The sequence below is a fragment of the Dietzia aurantiaca genome (assembly GCF_021033825.1).
Lineage (GTDB): Bacteria > Actinomycetota > Actinomycetes > Mycobacteriales > Mycobacteriaceae > Dietzia > Dietzia aurantiaca.
The window spans coordinates 153167-171626 of sequence record NZ_JAIFXZ010000004.1; the positions used below are offsets into that span (position 1 = coordinate 153167).

Sequence of the window (18460 nt, forward strand, 5' to 3'; positions counted from 1 at the left end):
TTGGGCCTATGCGGCGAGGTCGGCCACGGCGGGGACCACGCCCGTGATACTCATGGCGGCGTGGGACCACTCACCGGGCGGCGGCGTGTGCGGATCATCGAGCAGACCACGCATGTAGGAGAGCTTCTCCCGCGCGATAGATAGGGCGGCACCTGCGGCCCCGGCAGTCTTCGCGGCTGCCGCGTAGTCGGGGTTGCGGTCCCGGAGCGCGGTCTCAACGATCTGTGCCCCGGCGTTGGCACGGTCTCCGCCGATTGCCTCGTGATGGTCGTTGATGTGCTCCAGCAGGAACGGCAACTCGGCGTCGTCGGCGGTGGCGATCAGGTCCAGCAGCGGCCCGGTGCCTCCCGCGTTGAGGGCGGCCTCAATCCGCTTCATGCGCCGATTCATGCGCATCTCCTGGGCGAGCGCCGCATCCCCGGTGGGCAGGGTCGTCATCGTGGCGCGGGCGGCGTCGGCCTTGGCCTGTGCGCCTTCGAGGGCGGAAGTGATGCCGGTGGCGATCTGGTCGAACTGCTCGTTCCACTTACGGTCCTTGCCCCAGTTCCGGTGCCTGTTGACGCGGCCCTCCGGGGTTAGATCGCCGTCGGTGGTGACCATGTGGGCGGTGGCGCGGATGTCGGCCTCCAGCCGGGTCATGTCGGCCTCAAGCGTGGTGATGGTCTTCTTGGTCATGCTGCGTCTCCTATGTCGTCGGTGGTGGTCTGGCCTTGGTCGTCTAATCCCGCTTTGAGTGCGGCGTGCCAGTTGTTGAACCCGGCACGCATCGTGTCGAGCAGGGATTCTGGGCTGTTCTCGTCGGCGTCGAGACGGTCCGCGAGAGTCGAAAGTTTGTCCGCGCTGGTGCCCGCGGCATTAACAAGAGCGCGGATCACGTTGTGGTCGATCTCGTCCGCGTCGAGGGCTTGAAGTAGTCGCTCCGCCGCCCGATCCGCGATGTCGGAGAAGTCCTCCGCAAGCTCTGCACGGCGGTCGATCATGCGTGCCCTGGTTGCCGCTGCGGTGCCCGCACGAGACCAGTCGACCCCGGCATCCCGCGCCAACTTGTCGACCTGACGACGAGAGACACCGAGTTCGCGGGCGCACGCATTTCTCCCGTACCCCTGTTCGGACAGCTCTCGCACACGCGCGGGCGCGGGTCCGGCACGCCGCCCGCTCATTCGTCCTCCAGGTCGGCGATGTCGTCGGGGATGTCGGTGAGTTCGACGATGCGTTCCCGGACGGCTTCGAGGGTTCCCTCGGTGAAGGCGAGTTCGATGATGTCGTCCATCTTGTCCACCACGTCGGGGCAGAGTTTGATGGCGTCGACGATCTGGCGGATCGACTTGGCCCATGTGACGGGATCGGGGGTTGGGTGGTCGGTCATGCGGCTGTCTCCTGCGTTTGGGCGTTGGGCGGGAACTTCCATCGCGGATCGATGGATGTGACGGCGGCGAACAGGAGCAGTCTCAGCTCGTCCTCGGGCAGTGCCCGGATGAGTCGTGCGGCACGTTGTGAGCGGGCGTCCACGAGTGCGTCGAGGGCGTCTTGCACGCGGCTGGACCGGGCGTTCAGCAGGGTCAGCTTTGGGGGTTTCTTCTGTGTCATGAGCCCTCCATCGGTGAGGGTTGCGCGGGTCGTCGTCCGACTTGGTAGAGGTTCCATATGTGCTTGTCGTGCCGTGCGAGGTGGACTACTCGGTCACCTCTGCGGACGTTGCATCTTTCGCCGGCCTGGGCGTGGCAGGTGGGGCACGAGAACGGCAGGGTGTCGGCGATGATCTGGGCGTCGTACGCGGTGGTCATGCTGCGGCCTCCTGGGCGGTGGCGAGTTGGTACTTGGTTCCGTCGAGGGTGGCGATGCCTTCGGTGACGAACTGGTCGAGGATGTCGTTCACCTGGTCGCGGTAGCGGGGGGACACAGACTGCGTGAGGACTCGGGCGTCCATGCCGTACGTGGCGGACAAGGCTCCGAGAACATCCCGTCGGGCGTCGTCGCGGGGTGCGGGGGCCGAAGATTCCGGCAAAGATGCCAAAGGTGCCTTCACACGTGTATGGGCATCTTTGGAATCTTTGGGCACCTTTGCCTCTTCGGGCACGGCCCCGTCGGTCGGCGCGTTGTCGATGGTCCACACCCAACCGACGCCGGTGCCGCCGGCCTTCTCGGTCTTGACGCCCATCTTTCGGCGGGCCTTCTTGACGGTGTTGTCGTCCAGTCCCGCGTCGCGGGTGGCCTTGAGGACTTCCTTGGCTGGGGCCGATCCCCCGTTCCTCTCCAGGTAGTCGAGGATGATCTTCTCGATCTCGGTGCGCTCGTCGCCGTCGATGGCGTCGCCTGCGAGGAAGTCTCGGGCGTCAGCCTTTACTTCTCCCAACCACTTGACCTTGCCGACTTCGGTGGGGCCGTCCTCGGTGTCGATGGTCTGGGACACGATGCGGGCGGCTTCGGAGCGGACACAGGTGGCGAGGTTGCCCTTGGTGTTCGTGATGACCAACTGGTCTTGGTCCTCGTCCAGGGCGACGGACAAGACAGACCGGGCGACCTGAGACCAAGCGATTGAACCGAGGATCAACTTGCCGGAGTCCGCGCCGTCACGCTTGCCGAAGTGGACCAGCCCGAGGACGACCATCTTCTGTCGTGCCGCCATCTGTGCGAGAGGTTCGAGGAACTGCCGGACTTGCCGATCGTCCTTGCCGGACAGTTCTGACGACATGGAGCTCGTGGCCGCGTCCAGGACCATGAAGGTGACCCCGTACTGTGCGACGACCTGTTCCAGGGCAGCGTTATCTAGGGGCAGGGTGATCGTGCCACTGTCGCTGGTCTCGGTTTCCACGTCCACGAAGATGACCTTCGACATGTCCGCGCCCGCTGCCTTGAGCCTAGGAGCGACGGTGTGTTCCCGACTGTCCTCGGTGTGGACGTACAGGACGTAGTTTCCCTTGATGGTCTCTTCTGCCGTCCACGCGACGGCGATGGTGGACTTGCCGAGTCCTTCTCGTCCTGCAAGGAGGGTGAGGGCGGATCGGGGAATCCAGTCAGGGATGAGCCATTCAATCTTGCGGGTCTTGACGTCATGCCCGAAGGTGATCTTGAGGCGTCGCCCGGTGGACTTGGTCTCGATCTTTTGGAACTCGGTGATGGCGTGCCCTGCCGCGATGTGGTCGGCGGCATCCTTTCCGGTCTTGGCTGCCACGACGGTGATGCTGGCCGCGATGTTCTCCAGCTCGGCGGCAACCTGGGCGGCGTGCTTGTGTCCGGGCTGGTCGTCGTCGGCGACGATGGTGACGTGACGGTCCTGGAGCGGGGACCAGTCGCGCTTGTGGGCGGTGTTGGCTCCACCGGAGGTGACGGCGCACGCGCCGATGGATTCGAGGGCGTGTACGTCCTTCTCCCCCTCCACCACGAAGACTTGTAGGTCTTTATTCTCGGGCAGGTTTTCGACGCGGTACAGGGCGTTTCCGGCGGTGTTCCCGGCCTGCCTGAACCGCTTGTTCGGAGTCCGGTGGACCTTGCGCCCGTCGGCGTACTCATAGGTCACGCCCTGGGGGTTGTCGAACAGGTCGGCGGTGGTGAGATTGACGGACCCGAGGACATCCTCGGTGGCCTCGCCTGCGTGGCAGTGCATAAGTGCTTGGCCGTCGATCTGAGTGATGCTGACGGACTTGTCGGCTGGCGAGTGGCCGGGGGCTTGTGCGGACGCAGTGTTGGCACTGGTGTCTGTCCAGTTCAGTCCTGCCGCGTGCCAGGCGTCGCGTAGTCGGTCGATGGCGGTCATGTGGTCTCCTGAAACCCCGTGGCGAGTGCTAAACTGGCCACATTCGGTTGGTTTTAACGGACCCCTGGCTTGGCGGCGTGGGGGTCCGTTTTTTTGTGTTCATCGGGGCGGACGCGGTGGGCGTCCTCGGGAGTGTTCAGGCGGCTGGGCGGATGTCGCCGATCAGCGCGTCTAGTTCGTCAAGATCGACCCACGTGATGCGGGCGTCTCTCGGGCTGCGGTAGCGGGTGAGGCTGCCGTCGCGCAGGCGGGCGAACAGCCAGTGTCGGGACTTCTGCGCGTAGGCTGCCGCCTCTACAGCAGAGGCGAACCGGGATGGCCCCGGCTGTGTCGTGGTCGTCATGCAGGTGATGATCCCGCGACGGTCAGGGTCCGAGTCGCACACGAAATTACGGTTCCGCGATGGTCTCGGCGATGGCGTCGAGGAACCGTTCCCGATCCCGTTCTGTCACGTGACTTCGGATCACCGCCACCCCCGTATCGAGTAAGTCGCGGTACTCCAGTTCAACCAGCCGGCGAGCCACCCCGACGGGTAGACCGTGCCGGTGGTGGACCTCCAGGGCGATGTCCTCCGTCGACTGCCACGTCATCACGGCTCGCAAAGCAGTTCGCCTTGGAGGCATTCGCGCTCCAGTCGGGCTTTCCCGTACTTGAACGCCGCGTCGAGGAACTCCCACGCTTTCAGGTCGCCTTCGACGTACTCGCGCATGTCGTCGTGAAGATGCATCGCCGCGACGGACTCATCCCGGTACGCCTTGTTCAACTCGCGGTTCATGCCGCGCCTCCTTCACTCGTGGTTCCGGCCCCGAAGAACACTTCGAGGAACTCTTCAGCGACCATGCCGGACTGCTGGATCAGGTCTGCTCCGGTCACGCCGCGTCTCCCGTCTTGACGGTGTTGGCGTCCAGCCAGGCGTCGATGTCCTCGGCCCGGTACCGGATGAGCCGGCCCACCTTCACGTAGCTCGGCCCGATCCCCTTGTGCCGCCACTCTGCGAGGCGCTGGACGGTGACGCCGAAGTCCTCGGCGACGGTCGGCGGGTCAAGTAGCCCCTTGCGATTCATTGGACCTCCGTAGTTCGAGATATGCCCGTATTGGACTGACTGAGTCCAACTGTATTACGGTGGTCAGTAGTTGTCCAACGTCTGCGAGAATTGGCCCCATGAGTGACGGGGACACCGCGCGGGAATGGGCGACATCGATTTCCAACCGGATCGGAGAAGCCGTGAGACTACGAAGGCGGGAACTTGAACTCAGCGCACAAGATGTCGCTGATCGAACTGTGGAACTCGGGTACCCGATTACCCGCGCCACCATCTCCAAGGTTGAGAACGGGAACCGGGGCGGGAAGATCGAGGTAGCAGAACTTCTCGTTCTGGCCCAGGCTCTCGAAACCTCCCCTACTGGACTTCTATGGCACGACATGCCGGATGGCGACGCCTGGTTTTTGCCAACCATTCGAGACACGGCAGGCCACGCCTACACGTGGTGGTCCGGCGGCGGCAAGCCCTACGACAAGGACGGCAAGACGGTAGGCAATCGCCGGAGGTCAAGGGGTCACCTGAGGATGAGAACCCTCAATGAGTTGATGGACACCCGCGCCCTGCTAGATGTTGCACAAGAACAGCGCACCGAACACCCCGAACGATTCGGGTACTTACTCACTCGCGTTGCCGAACTAGAGGAACGCGCCGCAGATGAAGGCTGGACGGTCAAGGGCTACGGGGAGCACGACGATGGCTAGGGCACGGCTGGAGGTGGGCGAGGTCCGCACCATCCGATACGAACGCATCGACCACAGGACTGTTCGCGCTCACAGTCGGGTCCGGGACTCGGGCGGGCGCGTGGTCAAGGTCCAGGCCGACGGCAAGAACAAGGACGAAGCGGAGACACGCCTACGGTCAGCCGCTCACCGACGGGCATTCGGGGTAGCAGAAGGCATCGGCCCCTACACCCCGCTGTGGGTCGTCATCGAGGAATACATCACCGGCAAGATCGAGGCTGGAGAGATAGGGCCGACCACCGCCAACGCCTACCGAGGCGACCTCCAGCGCATCAAGGGCACACCGGATGATCCGAAACTCGGCAGGCTGGAACTCCAGGCCTGCACCCCGGTCGTCGTCCAAGGGTGGCTGAAACAGGAATCCAAGCGGGTACCGGCTGCCGCTAAGCGGATGAAGTCACTGTTGAACGGGGCGTTCGCTCTCGCCGATGAACGTGGTGTTGACCTCCAGCGCCCAGACCCGGTGGGCAAGGTGAAACTGTCGCGGCCTAAACGGCCCACACCCCGCGCGGTGGGACTAGATGACCTCCAGGCTCTACGGGAGCGTGTACGGGCGTGGCAGGCCGGCGGAACAGGCAAGGGTGGCCGTCCCAGGTGGCAGCACATGTCCGATGCGGTAGATGTCATGCTCGGAACCGGCTGCCGACCAGGCGAACTGTTGGCGCTGCGTTGGGAGGACGTCGACCTCGCATCCGATAGGCCGACGGTCACGATCTGCGGCACGGTCGTCCGCACGCCGGAGAAGGGGTTGCACCGGCAGGGCTGGGGCAAGACGTCGAACTCGTACCGCACCATCACTGTCCCAGACTTCACCGTCGCGGCGCTAATGAACATGAGGGTCAACTCCCCCGGCAATGCGCGCGGCCTGGTGTTCACGTCGGCTACCGGTGGGCTGATCGAACTCAACAACTTCGGCAGGCGGTGGCGCGAGATTCGCGGCGACGAGTACTCGTGGGTGACTCCGCACTCGTTCCGCCGGACCGTGGCAACCATCATCGACCGCACGGCAGGGTCGGACATCGTGGCCGCTGTACTCGGCAACACCCCGGCAGTCGCTGAGGCTCACTACATCGAGAAGATGGCGGCGGTCGCGCCGGACATGACCGACACGTTGGACGAACTCGCGCCCGACCGATAAGGCGGATAAAGGTCGGATAACCCAACAATCAAAACACCCTCCCCCTGCGGACTACTTGCAGGTGGGAGGGTGTTTCTTATGCTCCCCCAATTGGACTCGAACCAATAACCCTTCGATTAACAGTCGAATGCTCTGCCAATTGAGCTATGGGGGATTATCTGAGGCTCCCGGCGCTCGTGCCGGATACCGAGAACTTACCTTAGTGCGCCCACCGTGACGAACCAAATCGCCAGGTCAGGCAATGTCCGGAGTGGCCCCGACAGCCTGCTCCAGCAGGCCACGTCGGTATTCCTCCAGGGCCACCAGGTCGCCGAACAGCGCGGAGTATCCCTGCGGGTCCTCAGCGGGGCTCATCCGCTGCACCCTGGACTTGAGATCCGCGATCTGCCCGGACACCCACACCTCCTGCAGCCGCGCCAGCACGCCGGAGATGTACCGGGGCATCGCCTCCTCGGATGCGCGCAGTGTCTCCACCGCCAGCGCGCCGACCAGACGACTCAGCCCCTCGTCCTTCAGTCCCCCGGAGACCTCGCTGACCCAGTTCGCGCCGCTCTTACCGGCCACACACCCCCCGGCCCCGGCGAGCGCTCCGGAGATCGCGGAATACGCGGGATGCGTGTAGCACTCCTGCGGCAACGAGTCGAACAACGGGCCCGCCAGACCCGGGTACTGCAGGGCCGCCTTGATCGCCTCGCGTTGCGGCCAGAGCACCGGATCCGCAGGAGCGGGCAGCGGGACACCGGGCCGGGCCTCGGGTGACCGCTGCGCATCTGCCGCCGTCTCGTCGTCGTACTCCCGTTTCCCGCCCCCCGCACGATCCCAGCCGGGCCGGGCGCCCCCACCGGGGCCGGCCGGCGCGCGGCGGCGCCCGCCCGGGCCCGACGGACGGGAACGTCCCTTCTTGCGCGACTCCTCGCGGACCCGCCGCACGACCAGCGACGGATCGTCCCACCCCACCCAACCGGCGAGCTGGCGCGCGTACTCGTCCCGCAGCGACGAATCGCGGATATCGGCCACCACCGGCACCGTGCGGCGCAATGCCTCCACTCGCCCCTCGGCGTGGTCGAGGTCATGCTCCTCGAGCATCGAACGGATCGCGAACTCGAACATCGGAACCCGCGAGGAGACCAGGTCACGCACCGCCGCGTCCCCGCGGTTCTGGCGGATGTCGCACGGATCCTGGCCCGGCGGGGCCACCGCGACGAACGTGCGGCCCGAGAACTGCTGGTCGCCGGCGAACGCGCGCAGCGCCGCCTTCTTGCCGGCCTCGTCACCGTCGAAGGTGTAGACGATCTCGCCGCGGAAGTAATTGTCGTCCAGCATCAGCCGTCGCAGCGTCGACAGATGATCCTCGCCGAACGCGGTGCCACACGCGGCCACCGCCGTGGTGACCCCGGCCGCGTGCATGGCCATGACATCCGTATAGCCCTCGACCACCACGGCCCGGCGCTGCGAGGCGATGTCACGCTTGGCCAAGTCCAGTCCGAACAGCACCTGCGACTTCTTGTACAGCATCGTCTCGGGCGTGTTCATGTACTTGCCCAGCTTGTCGTCCTCGAAGAGCTTGCGAGCACCGAAGCCGATCACCTCGCCTGCCAGGTTCCGGATCGGCCACAGCAGCCGACGATGGAAGCGGTCGATGAGCGTGCCACGCGAGCTGGTCTTGGACAGACCGGCCGCCTCGAGCTCGGAGGCCTCGAAGCCCTGGCGCATGAGATGCTTGCTCATGGTGTCCCAGCCCGCCGGTGCGTACCCGCACCCGAAATGCTCGGCTTGACCCATGTCGAAGCCGCGCTCGGTGAGGAAATCCCGCGCGATCTGTGCCTCCGCGTCCTCCCGCAGGCGCTCGGCATAGAACTTCTGGGCCGCCGCGTTGGCCTGCGCGAGCCGGGAGCGCGTTCCGCGATCACGCTGGACCACCTGCCCGCCGCCCTCGTAGGTGATGCGGTAGCCGATCCTGTCCGCCAGCTGCTCGACGGCCTCGACGAACCCGATGTGCTCCATCTTCATGAGGAAGGCGAAGACATCCCCGCCCTCGCCGGTGGAGAAGCAGTGGAAGTAGCCGTGCTGCGGGCGTACGTGGAACGACGGGGTCTTCTCGTCCTTGAACGGCGACAGGCCCTTCATCGAGTCCGCGCCGCCTGGTTTGAGCGCGACGTACTCGCCGACGATCTCCTCGATACGGGTGCGCTCGCGGATCGCGGCGATGTCCTGCTCCGGAATCCGCCCTGCCATGACGCCCAGAGTAGCGGCCCGTGCCGGACCGCGCCTGCCGCCGATGCCGGGCCGATACGCTGGGCCCATGATCGTCACCCTCACCCTCGCGGACGCCACCGGGACGCGCCGGACCCGGTTCACCGCGGCACTGGCGCTGGTCGTCGCATTTCTCGCGACCTCGATGCTCTGGGCCGCGCCGGGCGCCATGGCCGACCAGCCGTTGCGACTCCAGCAACGGGTCACTGATTCCGCAAACGTCCTGGGTGCCCGTACAGGAGAGGTCGAGACCCGGATCTCCGAGCTGCAATCGACGGACTCCATCAAGCTCTGGGTGGCCTATGTGGACACCTTCGACGGCATGCGCCCGGAGACATGGGCCGAGCAGACCCACCGGCTCTCGCAGTTCGGCACGAGGGACGCGATGCTCGTGGTGGCGGTCGACGAACGCGCTTACTGGTTCAAGTACGGCGCTCTCGACGCCCGGGCCACCGACCAGATCGCTGCACAGGACATCGAACCGCACCTGGCGGTCCGCGACTGGGCCGACGCCGCGATCGGCGCCGCCGACGGACTGGAGCGGCAGGGATCCGGGTCCGAGGTCTCCCCCGTGGCGATGCTGATCGGGATCGCCGTGATCATCGCGCTCGTGGTGGGGCTGGTGCTGTTCAGCCGCAGGCGCCGCGCCGCGAAGACCCGCAAGCAGGTGGAGGACGCCCGCGACATCCCCGGCGACGACACGGCCAGGATGTCCGCCCTGCCCGCGGAGGTGCTCGACGCCCGCGCCCGCGCAGGCCTCGTCGACGCGGACCAGGCGGTGGAGGCGTCCGCGACGGCACTGAGGACGGCGGCCGGGGAGTTCGGCGAGCTGCGGACCCGGCCGTTCCGCTCGGCCCTGGACACCGCCCACGCCGAGGTCAACGCGGCGCACGCGTTGATCCAGCGCCTCGACGACGACATCCCCGAGACCCCTGACCAGCGCAGGAACATGCTGCTCGAGGTGGCCGCCCGCGCCGAGCGCGCGGAGCGAGAACTCGAGGGACAGGCCACGGCGTTCTCCGACATGCGTGACCTGCTCATCAACGGGGCCGCCTCGGTCGACGCCCTCACCCGACGGGCGATCAGCCTGCGCGCCCGGATCCCCGAGGCCGAGAAGTCGATGGAGAGTCTGCGCCAGCAGTTCCCGCCGACGGTCCTGTCCTCGATCACCGACAACCTGTCGTTGGCCGAACAGATGCTCGACGCGGCCGATGCCGACACCGCCCGCGCCCGCGAGGCGCTGGCCCGCCCGGTGGGCGAGCAGGCCGAGGCAGTGGACGCCATCACCACCGCCGAGGGCGAGCTGACGCAGGCCGAGAAGCTCGTCGACGGCGTGGACCACGCGGCCGACGACATCGTCACCGCGCGCCGGGACCTGCCCGCACTGATCGCCGAGGTCGACGAGGAGCTGGCGATCGCCGGCCGTCTGCTGGCCTCCACCGATGTCAGCGACGCCACCAGCCGTACCCTTTCCACGGTCGCGACGACAGCACGGGCGGCGGCTGATCAGGCGCGCGCGCAGGGCCAGTCGGACCCGCTGGGCAACTTCTCCCGGCTCATCGACGTGGACCGGAACCTCGACGAGGCCCTGGCCGCCGCAGGCCACGAGGCCGAGGCCGCCGGTCGCGCCCGCGCCGCCCGCAAGGCCGCGCTCACCCGCGCCCGGGGCGCCGTCCGCGAGGCCGACGACTTCATCGGTAGCCGCTCGGCCGTGATCGGACAGGCCGCACGCACCCGGCTCGCCGTGGCCAAGGACGCCCTGGCCACGGCCGAGGCGACCGCGGGCCCGGCCGCATTCCCCGCCGCCGATCGCGCACTGTCACTGGCCCGTGAGGCACTCCGTCTGGCGCAGTCCGACGCCTCCCGCCCCCAGTACGGCAGCGGTCCGTACGGCCGCGGCCCTCGAGGGGGCCGGGGCGGATCCAACACCGGCGCGATGGTCGGCGGGATGATCGCCGGCGCCCTGATCCAGGGCATGGCGCGCGGCGGCGGATCGAGCTTCGGCCGAAGCCGCGGTGGCTTCGGTGGCGGATTCGGCGGCGGCGGGTTCGGTGGCGGCGGCGGCTTCGGTGGCGCGGGCGGGCGATTCTGACGATGACGCGCCGACGCATCGCTCTGCTGGCACTTCTGGTCGTGATCGTGGTGGTCGCGGCTGCTCTCGTCGTCGTCGGATACATCTACCGACCGATGCTGCGCACCGGCACCGGGTACGCCGCGCACAACGCGTGCGCCGTCACCTTCCTCACCGGGCGCGCCGACCCGGAGACGGACCTGCCCCCCAACCCGTTGGTGCCGTACCTGCGGACCGATGTCGACGAGGAGGAGGGCACGGCCACCGTCTCGGTCCTGGGCGTGGCATTCCGGCAGACGGCGTACGTCTCGGAGTACGGATGCGCGCTCGGTGACCGTGTCGCCGGATCGCAGCAGTCCGCACCTCCCCCGGAGTTCATCGCACGGGGCCCCGAGGGCATCGATCTCCCCGTGGACGAGGAGTCCCGGGCTGACGTCGAGACCGCACTCGACGAGGCCGCAGCGCAGGAGGGAACGCGGGGTCTCGTCGTGGTCCACGACGGCCGGATCATCGGCGAGCGGTACGCGGACGGGTTCGACGCCGATACCCGGCAGCTCGGCTGGTCCATGGGCAAGAGCGTGGCCTCCACTCTCGTCGGACGCGCCCGACTCGAGCACCCGGACGCCGACCTCGACCCGGCCGGGACCGGGCTGCGCCCCGAATGGACCGACGAGCGCGCACAGATCTCGCTGAACGACCTGATGCGCATGACCTCGGGCCTGGAATGGGACGAGGAATACGACCTCGGCACCCCCATCACCCACATGCTCTTCGACGCGCCCGACATGGCCGCGTTCGCCGCCTCACAGCCACTCGCCCACGAACCGGGCACCTACCGCCAGTACTCCTCCGGTACCACCAACCTGATCTGCGACCTCCTGCACGAACGCACGGGCATGGGCCCCGGGATGGCCGAGGAACTTCTCTTCCGGCCCCTGGGGATGCGCAGCGCCGTGCTCGAGGCCGACGCCTCCGGCCGCTCCGTCTGCAGTTCATACCTGTGGGCCACGCCCAGGGACTTCGCCCGCTTCGGTCAGTTCGCGCTGGACGACGGCGTGGTGAACGGCGACAGGCTGCTGCCCGAGGGCTGGATGGAGTACTCGACGACCGTCGTCCCAGCCGACGGGGAGCCCGAGCCGTACGGAGCTCAGTGGTGGGTCAACGTCGCCGGAGACGGGACACCACCGCGGATGGACATGCCGGAGGACGCGTACTGGGCCTCCGGACACGACGGCCAGTACGTGGTGGTGGTCCCCTCGGCCGCCCTCGTGGTCGTGCGAACAGGGTTCACCCCCGGCGCCACCATGGACTCGCTCGAGGTGGACCACCTCGTCGACGTGCTCGCTCAGGCGGTCGGATAACCATGCCGGGTGTGATCGCCAGAACTCTGCATGCGCTCGAGGCGCGCGACCCGGCCCGGGAGAGACTGCGCAAGATGATCTCCGTGGTCACGGGAATCCTCGGCAGCCTCGCGCTGGGCTACGCGGTCGTGCACTTCCTCCACGTCGAGACCGGCATGCTGACCATCTCGGTGTTCCTGTCCATGATGTCCGGGCTCTTCATCAAGGACTCGACGGCACGGGCCCGGGTGGTGACCACCGCGCTCCTCGTCCCCACGGCCGTGGTCGTACCGCTGGTGGCCGTGTCCCTGTCCTCCCATCGCGTGATCCAACTCGCCGTGTTCGTCCTGATCTCCGGCGTCGCCGTATGGGTCAGGCGCTTCGGGCCGCGGGGGACCACGATCGGCACCTTCGGCTTCTTCGCCTGCTTCTTCACCTTGTTGATGCGGCCCACCCTGGCGGAGCTTCCGGCCTTCTGCCTGATCGCTGCCGGGGCAGCCACGTCGCAGTTGGTGGTGCAGCTGGTCCTGTGGGGCCGCCGACACCCCGAGCGTGAGCTCGGGGTGCTGCTCGGCGAGCTGCGGGTCGCCTCCGCCTCGGCGGTCGAGGCCGCCGCCTCGCCCGTCCACCCCCACGCACTGCGGGCCCGCCTCGCCCGGGTCGACTCGATGTGGCGCGCGATCACGGCGTGGCAGCAGAGTTTCCGCACCGCCAACTACACGGACTGGGACCACGAGACACTGGCAGTCCACGTGCTCGACGCGTGTGTCAACACCGACGAGGCCTGCCTCGAGTTGGCCGAGGACGGCGACGCGCACCACCGCGATTCCGCCGACCGTCGGCACGCCGTCTCCCAGACGCTGGCCGCGCTCGACGACCACGCCTCCCGTGCACGGCTCGCCGACGCCACATCGTGGGCGCAGGACGTGGTCGGAGACAAGAACCGGGGCGCAGACGCGCCATCCACCTACCGGCTCGCCGAGTGCGTGCTCGCCCACGCGCACCTACGGACCGTGGAACTGCACCGCCGACCTCCCGCCCGGCTGCTCGCCGGGCAGGCGACGTCGACGGTCACCCCTTCCACGGTGCCGGACCATCCCACGCCGGGGACTCCGCGTGCCGGGTCCTCTGCCGGTCGCCGCCCCATCCGGTGGACGCCGTGGCGACAGTGGGCTCCCACGAGCCGACTCGCGATCCAGGCCATGACCGCCACCGCGATCGCCTCGGCGGTCGGTGAGGCGATCTCCGCATCGCGGTGGTACTGGGCGGTCCTCACCGCATTCCTGGTGTTCTTCAGCACCACCACCCGCAGCGGAATTCTCACCCGCGCCTACCGACGGATCATCGGCACGGTGCTCGGACTGGCCGTGGGCATCGCTGTGACCTACCTGGCCCACGACGTCAAGATCGTTCTCCTGGCGATCTGCCTGCTGTGCGTCATGGGGATGATCTACTTCGGCCCGCTCAACTACATGTACCTGTCGTTCTTCGTCACGGTCCTGCTGATATCGCTCTACGCCGTCCTCGGCGTGCTCGACGGCCATCTCATGGAGGTGCGCCTCGAGGAGACCGTCGCGGGAGCCGGAATCGGTGTCCTGTGCGCCTATCTGCTCCTGTCGGCAACGTCACGGCCGGCTCTGGTCCAGAAGATCGACGCCTATTTCGACGCCGTCGACGCGCTGATGGCGGAGGCCTCCGACCTCGTGGCCGCGCCCGATCGCGATACCGCGATGCTCGACCGGGTCCATGCCGTGGAGGCAGCCCAGGCCGATGTCGACCAGACCATCTCGGCGATGTCCACGGCGTTCCTCTTCGCGGGGCGCGACCGCGTGGATTCGGCCATCAGCCTGATGTACCGCTCGTCACGGTCGTCGGTGCGTTTGGCGCAGATCGTGATGCTCGGCGCCGCTCACCCGGCCACGGCCGAGGGGCTGGCACGGGAACACGCCGTGGTGCAGGACGCGGTGGCCGTGGCCCGCGACGCAGCCGGCGGGGCTCGTCGCCGGATCGAGCGGCCGACGGAGCCCGCCGCCGGCCGCGACGAGCCGACCGATCAGTCCGCCGCGCGTCGGTCGTCCAACGGAGGCGATACGACCGTGACCGCGGCCCTGGTCGCACTGGACCGGTTCACCTGGGTCATGGGGCGACTCTGTGACGTCCTGGCACCGTCCGACCAGCGCGCGCGGGGCCGGGCCCGGACACTGATCCACAATCGTTAACCCCACGCCGCCTGAATGCCGGCGCTGGCCCGGTCGATCCGTTCGAGTCTGCTCTCGGTGTACAGCGCGATCTGGTCGACGATGACCCGCATCCGTGCGGCGTCGTCCACGGCGGCATCCCACAGCGGTCGTAGCACGGGGTCGAGCGCGGCGTGACCGGAATGTGCCAGGTACTCGGCCACCCGATGGATACGGTCGCGTTGGCGGTCCTGCCGGACCCGGTGGCCCGGGTCGCTCATCACGTAGCGCACGGCCATCGTCTTGAGCATCACCACCTCGGCCTCGACCTCCACCGGTACCTCCAGATCAGCGCTGTACCGGCCGTGCGGCGCCGCGCCGTGCACCTCGCGGGTGGTGTGGATGGCCGGCATGACGAAGCGCCCCACCAGTTCGCTGGTCAGCGCCTTGAGCGCCACCATGCCCCGGAAACTCTCGTCGAAGGGCTGGACGACCCGGACCACCTCCAGCGCGCCGAGTCGCTCGGCGGCCTGCTCCAACTGATCGGCGTCGGGGCCCCGGAATTCCGTTGCCCCCATCTCCGCGAGCGCGGCGACCTCCGAGGCGTCGGACAGCGAGCGCAGATCCAACCGTCCGGCGACGATCGCGTCCTCGACATCGTGGACCGAGTAGGCCACGTCGTCGGAGAAATCCATGATCTGGGCCTCCAGCGACCGGGTGTCACCGGGTGCCCCTCGCCGGATCCATTCCAGGATCTCGGCGTCCTCGGCGTAGGCCCCGAACTTGGTGGTGCCCTCGCGGGGCAACCACGGGTACTTGGTCGCCGCGTCCAGCGCCGCGCGGGTGAGGTTGAGCCCCACCCCCGTGCCGCGGTCGTCGACCACCTTGGGTTCCAGACGCGACAGGATCCGGATGGTCTGGGCGTTGCCCTCGTAACCGCCACAACCGCGCGCCACCTCGTCCAGGGCCCGCTCGCCGTTGTGCCCGTACGGCGGATGGCCGATGTCGTGGCTCAACCCCGCCAGGTCAGCGAGGTCGGGATCGCAGCCCAGGCCCGCGGCGATGCTGCGGGAGATCTGCGCTACCTCGAGCGAATGGGTGAGGCGGGTCCGCGGGGTGTCCCCGTCGCCCGGCCCGACGACCTGCGTCTTGTCCGCCAGCCGCCGCAACGCGGCCGAATGCAGGACACGCGCGCGATCCCGTTCGAAGGGGCTGCGCTCACTGGCCGAGGGCCGGGCTCGGCCAGAGTGCTCGTCGACACGGCGTTCCGCGTCCGCCCCGCTGTAGGCGTATCCCGTCATGCCGTCACTCCTAGTCGGGGAAGTCCACGTTGCTCCCGGCGAGCCGCTGGTACTGATACCAGAGCACCGCCCCGGTCTCCCGGATGATGCTCATGATCTGGTTCTCCCTGGTCCACACCGCGGGACCGTGTCGCGTCGGCGAGGTCCAGGCGTCGAGACCCACGTCGTGCGCCATCATCCGCGAACGATACGAGTGGGTGGGGTCACTGACCAGGACCACCGATTCGCCGCCCTGGTCCCGGACCGTCTGGGCGACTGCCTCCAGGCTTCCGACGGTGTTGGTCCCGGTCTCCACGGCGAGGATCGCCTCGGGCGGGACGCCCAGCTGGGTCAGGTAGGAGCGCCCCGATCCGGCCTCCGTGTACAGATCACCCGGCTGACTTCCGCCGACCGTGATGATCTGCGGCGCCACCCCCTCGTCGAAGAGCGTGGCCGCGTGCTCCAGCCTCGCCTGGAAGACAGGCGTGGGGATGCCGTTGTACTGCGCGGCACCCAGCACGACGATCGCATCGGCCGGCGTCCGGTCGTCTATGCGCGCCACATACCAGACGCGGAATGCGATGAAACCGGGAATGATCAGGCACGACAGCAGCGCGATGACCACGACCCATCCGAGGGCCCTGGTCATCGCGCTGCGTGGGGACCGGGTTCTACTCACCCGACCAGTGTGCCAGGAACCTGCATCAGCACCCGATGAGGCGCTGGGCGAGGTAACCCTCCACCTGATCGATCGCGACGCGCTCCTGCGCCATGGTGTCCCGCTCACGGATGGTCACGGCCTGGTCCTCGAGGGTGTCGAAGTCCACGGTGATACAGAACGGGGTGCCGATCTCGTCATGGCGACGGTAGCGGCGGCCGATGGCCTGCGCGTCGTCGAAGTCCACATTCCAGTTCTTGCGCAGCTGCGCCGCCAGATCCCGCGCCTTGGGCGACAGGTCGGCGTTACGCGACAGCGGTAGCACCGCGGCCTTGAAGGGCGACAGGCGACGGTCGAGCTTGAGAACGGTCCGGGTGTCGACGCCGCCCTTGGCGTTGGGCGCCTCGTCCTCGGTGTAGGCGTCCACCAGGAACGCCATCAGCGAACGGGTCAGGCCGAAGCTGGGCTCGATGACGTACGGGATGTACTTCTCGCCGGTGGCCTGGTCGAAGTACTGCAGGTCCTCCCCCGAGTGCTTCTGGTGCTGCGACAGGTCGTAGTCCGTGCGGTTGGCGATGCCCATGAGCTCGCCCCACTCGTTGCCCTGGAAGCCGAACTTGTACTCGAAGTCGATCGTGCGGGCCGAGTAGTGGGCGCGCTCGTCCTGCGGCACGTCGAAGCGACGCAGGTTGTCCGGGTCGATCCCCAGATCCACGAACCAGTTCCAGCAGTCCTCGACCCAACGGTCGAACCACTCCGGGGCCTCGTCGGGCTTGGTGAAGAACTCGATCTCCATCTGTTCGAACTCGCGGGTCCGGAAGATGAAGTTGCCGGGGGTGATCTCGTTACGGAACGCCTTGCCGATCTGGCCGATGCCGAACGGCGGCTTCCGGCGCGCCGTGGTCATGACGTTCTTATAGTTGACGAAGATGCCCTGGGCGGTCTCCGGACGGAGGTAGTGCAGGCCCTCCTCGTTGTCCACCGGGCCGAGGTAGGTCTTGACCAGGCCGGAGAAGAGCTGCGGCTCGGTCCACTTGCCCTTGGTGCCGCAGTTCGGACACGCGATCTCGGACATCGGGGCGTCCGCCGGGTCGTCCAGCTTCTTCTTGGCCGCGTAGGCCTCCTGCAGGTGGTCCTGACGCAGGCGGGTGTGGCAGGACATGCACTCGACCAGCGGGTCGGTGAACGTCTCGACGTGGCCGGAGGCCTCCCACACCCTGCGCGGCAGGATGATCGAGGAGTCCAGGCCCACCACGTCCTCGCGCGCGGTGACAAAGGTCCGCCACCACTGACGCTTGATGTTCTCCTTGAGCTCCGCACCGAGCGGACCATAGTCCCAGGCCGAGCGGGTACCGCCGTAGATCTCGCCGCTCTGGTACACCAGTCCCCGGCGCTTGCAGAGGTTGACGACGGTGTCGATGACGGAAGCTGAGGCTGCCACGTCGGGGGTTCTCCCTTTGGTGAGTCGGTGGGCGGAGGTGTCGGGGTGGATCACCTCGGCACGGGCCGGCGCCCGGGCACTTGTCCCCAGGGTATCCGGTACGGACTCCGGGTCTGGGATACTGGGGTCCCCTGCCCGAAACGACATCGGCTGCGACCTGCCGGTCGCCCAGTCCGGAGAGTGGAGAAGATGGCACCCGGATCACAGCGGACGGCCGGCGGAGAGCCGGTCACGGACGTGCACGAGTCCGGGCTCCACGCCACCCCAGTGCCGCTCCCGTCCGCGCCTGTGATGTCGGCGGCGGGCGATCTGCTCCGGGCCCTGTCCGCGCCGCTGCGGATCGCGATCGTGCTCCAACTGGAGGACGGCCCCCGCTGCGTGCACGAACTCGTGGACGCGCTGGGGGTGACCCAACCGCTCGTGAGTCAGCACCTGAAGGTGCTCAAGTCCTCCGGGGTGGTCTCCTCGCACCGGCAGGGCCGCGAGATGCGCTATGAACTGCTCGACGAGCACCTACTGAGTATCGTCGAGGCGGCGGTCGACCACGCCGGGGAAGGATGATCTC

The 18460-nt window shown here is 67.7% G+C and carries 19 protein-coding genes and 1 tRNA gene; 6 read left to right on the plus strand and 14 right to left on the minus strand.

Annotated features, from left to right (window positions below):
* Positions 1–6: 6 nt before the first annotated feature.
* The 9 genes from K3888_RS07005 to K3888_RS07045 all read right to left on the minus strand — a co-directional run bounded on the left by K3888_RS07005 (position 7) and on the right by K3888_RS07045 (position 4818).
* Positions 7–675 carry a hypothetical protein gene (locus K3888_RS07005; protein WP_230929534.1) on the minus strand — a complete coding sequence of 223 codons (669 nt, stop codon included), beginning with the start codon at positions 673–675 and terminating at the stop codon, positions 7–9.
* The gene (locus K3888_RS07010; RefSeq protein WP_230929535.1) at positions 672–980 is read right to left on the minus strand and encodes a hypothetical protein; all 309 of its coding nucleotides are present in this window, start codon (positions 978–980) and stop codon (positions 672–674) included. The genes K3888_RS07005 and K3888_RS07010 overlap by 4 nt, the downstream gene beginning before the upstream one ends.
* A 176-nt stretch (positions 981–1156) precedes the next feature.
* Positions 1157–1366, minus strand: a complete 210-nt coding sequence (locus K3888_RS07015; RefSeq protein WP_230929536.1) for a hypothetical protein — start codon at positions 1364–1366, stop codon at positions 1157–1159.
* Entirely contained in the window at positions 1363–1587 is a 225-nt protein-coding gene (locus K3888_RS07020) for a hypothetical protein (RefSeq protein WP_230929537.1), read from the minus strand. Before K3888_RS07020 ends, K3888_RS07015 begins: the two co-directional genes overlap by 4 nt.
* Complete coding sequence (locus K3888_RS07025) at positions 1584–1784, minus strand: zinc finger domain-containing protein (protein WP_230929538.1); 201 nt, start codon at positions 1782–1784, stop codon at positions 1584–1586. The genes K3888_RS07020 and K3888_RS07025 overlap by 4 nt, the downstream gene beginning before the upstream one ends.
* Positions 1781–3754, minus strand: coding sequence for an AAA family ATPase (locus tag K3888_RS07030; protein WP_230929539.1), 1974 nt, complete (start codon positions 3752–3754; stop codon positions 1781–1783). The genes K3888_RS07025 and K3888_RS07030 overlap by 4 nt, the downstream gene beginning before the upstream one ends.
* A gap of 136 nt (positions 3755–3890) precedes the next feature.
* Positions 3891–4097, minus strand: a complete 207-nt coding sequence (locus tag K3888_RS07035; RefSeq protein ID WP_230929540.1) for a hypothetical protein — start codon at positions 4095–4097, stop codon at positions 3891–3893.
* Between the two features lie 246 nt (positions 4098–4343).
* A complete protein-coding gene (locus K3888_RS07040; protein ID WP_230929541.1) occupies positions 4344–4529 on the minus strand; it encodes a hypothetical protein in 186 nt (61 codons plus the stop codon).
* A gap of 94 nt (positions 4530–4623) precedes the next feature.
* Entirely contained in the window at positions 4624–4818 is a 195-nt protein-coding gene (locus K3888_RS07045; RefSeq protein ID WP_230929542.1) for a helix-turn-helix transcriptional regulator, read from the minus strand.
* A gap of 98 nt (positions 4819–4916) precedes the next feature.
* On the opposite strand from K3888_RS07045, the gene K3888_RS07050 reads away from it, so the two are divergent.
* Positions 4917–5498, plus strand: coding sequence for a helix-turn-helix domain-containing protein (locus K3888_RS07050; RefSeq protein WP_230929543.1), 582 nt, complete (start codon positions 4917–4919; stop codon positions 5496–5498).
* Complete coding sequence (locus tag K3888_RS07055; protein ID WP_230929544.1) at positions 5452–6675, plus strand: site-specific integrase; 1224 nt, start codon at positions 5452–5454, stop codon at positions 6673–6675. Before K3888_RS07050 ends, K3888_RS07055 begins: the two co-directional genes overlap by 47 nt.
* Positions 6676–6756: 81 nt before the next feature.
* Here the strand turns inward: K3888_RS07055 and K3888_RS07060 are convergent.
* Positions 6757–6829, minus strand: a tRNA-Asn gene (locus K3888_RS07060).
* Positions 6830–6909: 80 nt separating this feature from the next.
* Positions 6910–8910: a DNA primase gene (gene dnaG / locus K3888_RS07065; RefSeq protein ID WP_230929545.1), complete on the minus strand. Its 2001-nt coding sequence runs from the start codon at positions 8908–8910 to the stop codon at positions 6910–6912.
* A 67-nt stretch (positions 8911–8977) separates the two neighbouring features.
* On the opposite strand from dnaG, the gene K3888_RS07070 reads away from it, so the two are divergent.
* Genes K3888_RS07070 through K3888_RS17825 form a run of 3 tightly spaced genes read left to right on the plus strand, consistent with a single transcriptional unit; the run spans position 8978 to position 14558 of the window.
* Entirely contained in the window at positions 8978–11020 is a 2043-nt protein-coding gene (locus K3888_RS07070) for a TPM domain-containing protein (RefSeq protein ID WP_230929546.1), read from the plus strand.
* Positions 11021–11022: 2 nt separating this feature from the next.
* Positions 11023–12360 carry a serine hydrolase domain-containing protein gene (locus K3888_RS07075; protein ID WP_230929547.1) on the plus strand — a complete coding sequence of 446 codons (1338 nt, stop codon included), beginning with the start codon at positions 11023–11025 and terminating at the stop codon, positions 12358–12360.
* Positions 12361–12371: 11 nt separating this feature from the next.
* Positions 12372–14558, plus strand: a complete 2187-nt coding sequence (locus K3888_RS17825; RefSeq protein WP_230929548.1) for an FUSC family protein — start codon at positions 12372–12374, stop codon at positions 14556–14558.
* Here the strand turns inward: K3888_RS17825 and K3888_RS07085 are convergent.
* From K3888_RS07085 to K3888_RS07095, 3 genes are read right to left on the minus strand one after another with little or no spacing between them, the layout of a single operon-like run.
* Positions 14555–15817 carry a deoxyguanosinetriphosphate triphosphohydrolase gene (locus tag K3888_RS07085; protein WP_230929549.1) on the minus strand — a complete coding sequence of 421 codons (1263 nt, stop codon included), beginning with the start codon at positions 15815–15817 and terminating at the stop codon, positions 14555–14557. The genes K3888_RS17825 and K3888_RS07085 overlap by 4 nt on opposite strands.
* A gap of 10 nt (positions 15818–15827) precedes the next feature.
* Positions 15828–16445, minus strand: a complete 618-nt coding sequence (locus K3888_RS07090; RefSeq protein WP_230929602.1) for a YdcF family protein — start codon at positions 16443–16445, stop codon at positions 15828–15830.
* A 55-nt stretch (positions 16446–16500) separates the two neighbouring features.
* Positions 16501–17895 (minus strand): glycine--tRNA ligase, encoded by a 1395-nt coding sequence (locus K3888_RS07095; protein ID WP_230929550.1) that lies wholly within the window; start codon positions 17893–17895, stop codon positions 16501–16503.
* 189 nt (positions 17896–18084) lie between these two features.
* On the opposite strand from K3888_RS07095, the gene K3888_RS07100 reads away from it, so the two are divergent.
* The gene (locus K3888_RS07100) at positions 18085–18456 is read left to right on the plus strand and encodes an ArsR/SmtB family transcription factor (RefSeq protein ID WP_230929551.1); all 372 of its coding nucleotides are present in this window, start codon (positions 18085–18087) and stop codon (positions 18454–18456) included.
* Positions 18457–18460 lie beyond the last annotated feature (4 nt).

What these genes read in the sequence shown, in the direction of transcription:
- dnaG (WP_230929545.1), bottom strand. Translation starts at nt 8,910, where the DNA reads ATGGCAGGGCGGATTCCGGAGCAGGACATCGCCGCGATCCGCGAGCGC.
- K3888_RS07100 (WP_230929551.1), top strand. Translation starts at nt 18,085, where the DNA reads ATGGCACCCGGATCACAGCGGACGGCCGGCGGAGAGCCGGTCACGGAC.
- K3888_RS07040 (WP_230929541.1), bottom strand. Translation starts at nt 4,529, where the DNA reads ATGAACCGCGAGTTGAACAAGGCGTACCGGGATGAGTCCGTCGCGGCG.
- K3888_RS07055 (WP_230929544.1), top strand. Translation starts at nt 5,452, where the DNA reads ATGAAGGCTGGACGGTCAAGGGCTACGGGGAGCACGACGATGGCTAGG.
- K3888_RS07050 (WP_230929543.1), top strand. Translation starts at nt 4,917, where the DNA reads ATGAGTGACGGGGACACCGCGCGGGAATGGGCGACATCGATTTCCAAC.
- K3888_RS07070 (WP_230929546.1), top strand. Translation starts at nt 8,978, where the DNA reads ATGATCGTCACCCTCACCCTCGCGGACGCCACCGGGACGCGCCGGACC.
- K3888_RS07090 (WP_230929602.1), bottom strand. Translation starts at nt 16,445, where the DNA reads ATGACCAGGGCCCTCGGATGGGTCGTGGTCATCGCGCTGCTGTCGTGC.
- K3888_RS07005 (WP_230929534.1), bottom strand. Translation starts at nt 675, where the DNA reads ATGACCAAGAAGACCATCACCACGCTTGAGGCCGACATGACCCGGCTG.
- K3888_RS07025 (WP_230929538.1), bottom strand. Translation starts at nt 1,784, where the DNA reads ATGACCACCGCGTACGACGCCCAGATCATCGCCGACACCCTGCCGTTC.
- K3888_RS07030 (WP_230929539.1), bottom strand. Translation starts at nt 3,754, where the DNA reads ATGACCGCCATCGACCGACTACGCGACGCCTGGCACGCGGCAGGACTG.
- K3888_RS07035 (WP_230929540.1), bottom strand. Translation starts at nt 4,097, where the DNA reads ATGACGACCACGACACAGCCGGGGCCATCCCGGTTCGCCTCTGCTGTA.
- K3888_RS07045 (WP_230929542.1), bottom strand. Translation starts at nt 4,818, where the DNA reads ATGAATCGCAAGGGGCTACTTGACCCGCCGACCGTCGCCGAGGACTTC.
- K3888_RS07020 (WP_230929537.1), bottom strand. Translation starts at nt 1,587, where the DNA reads ATGACACAGAAGAAACCCCCAAAGCTGACCCTGCTGAACGCCCGGTCC.
- K3888_RS07075 (WP_230929547.1), top strand. Translation starts at nt 11,023, where the DNA reads ATGACGCGCCGACGCATCGCTCTGCTGGCACTTCTGGTCGTGATCGTG.
- K3888_RS07015 (WP_230929536.1), bottom strand. Translation starts at nt 1,366, where the DNA reads ATGACCGACCACCCAACCCCCGATCCCGTCACATGGGCCAAGTCGATC.
- K3888_RS07085 (WP_230929549.1), bottom strand. Translation starts at nt 15,817, where the DNA reads ATGACGGGATACGCCTACAGCGGGGCGGACGCGGAACGCCGTGTCGAC.
- K3888_RS07010 (WP_230929535.1), bottom strand. Translation starts at nt 980, where the DNA reads ATGATCGACCGCCGTGCAGAGCTTGCGGAGGACTTCTCCGACATCGCG.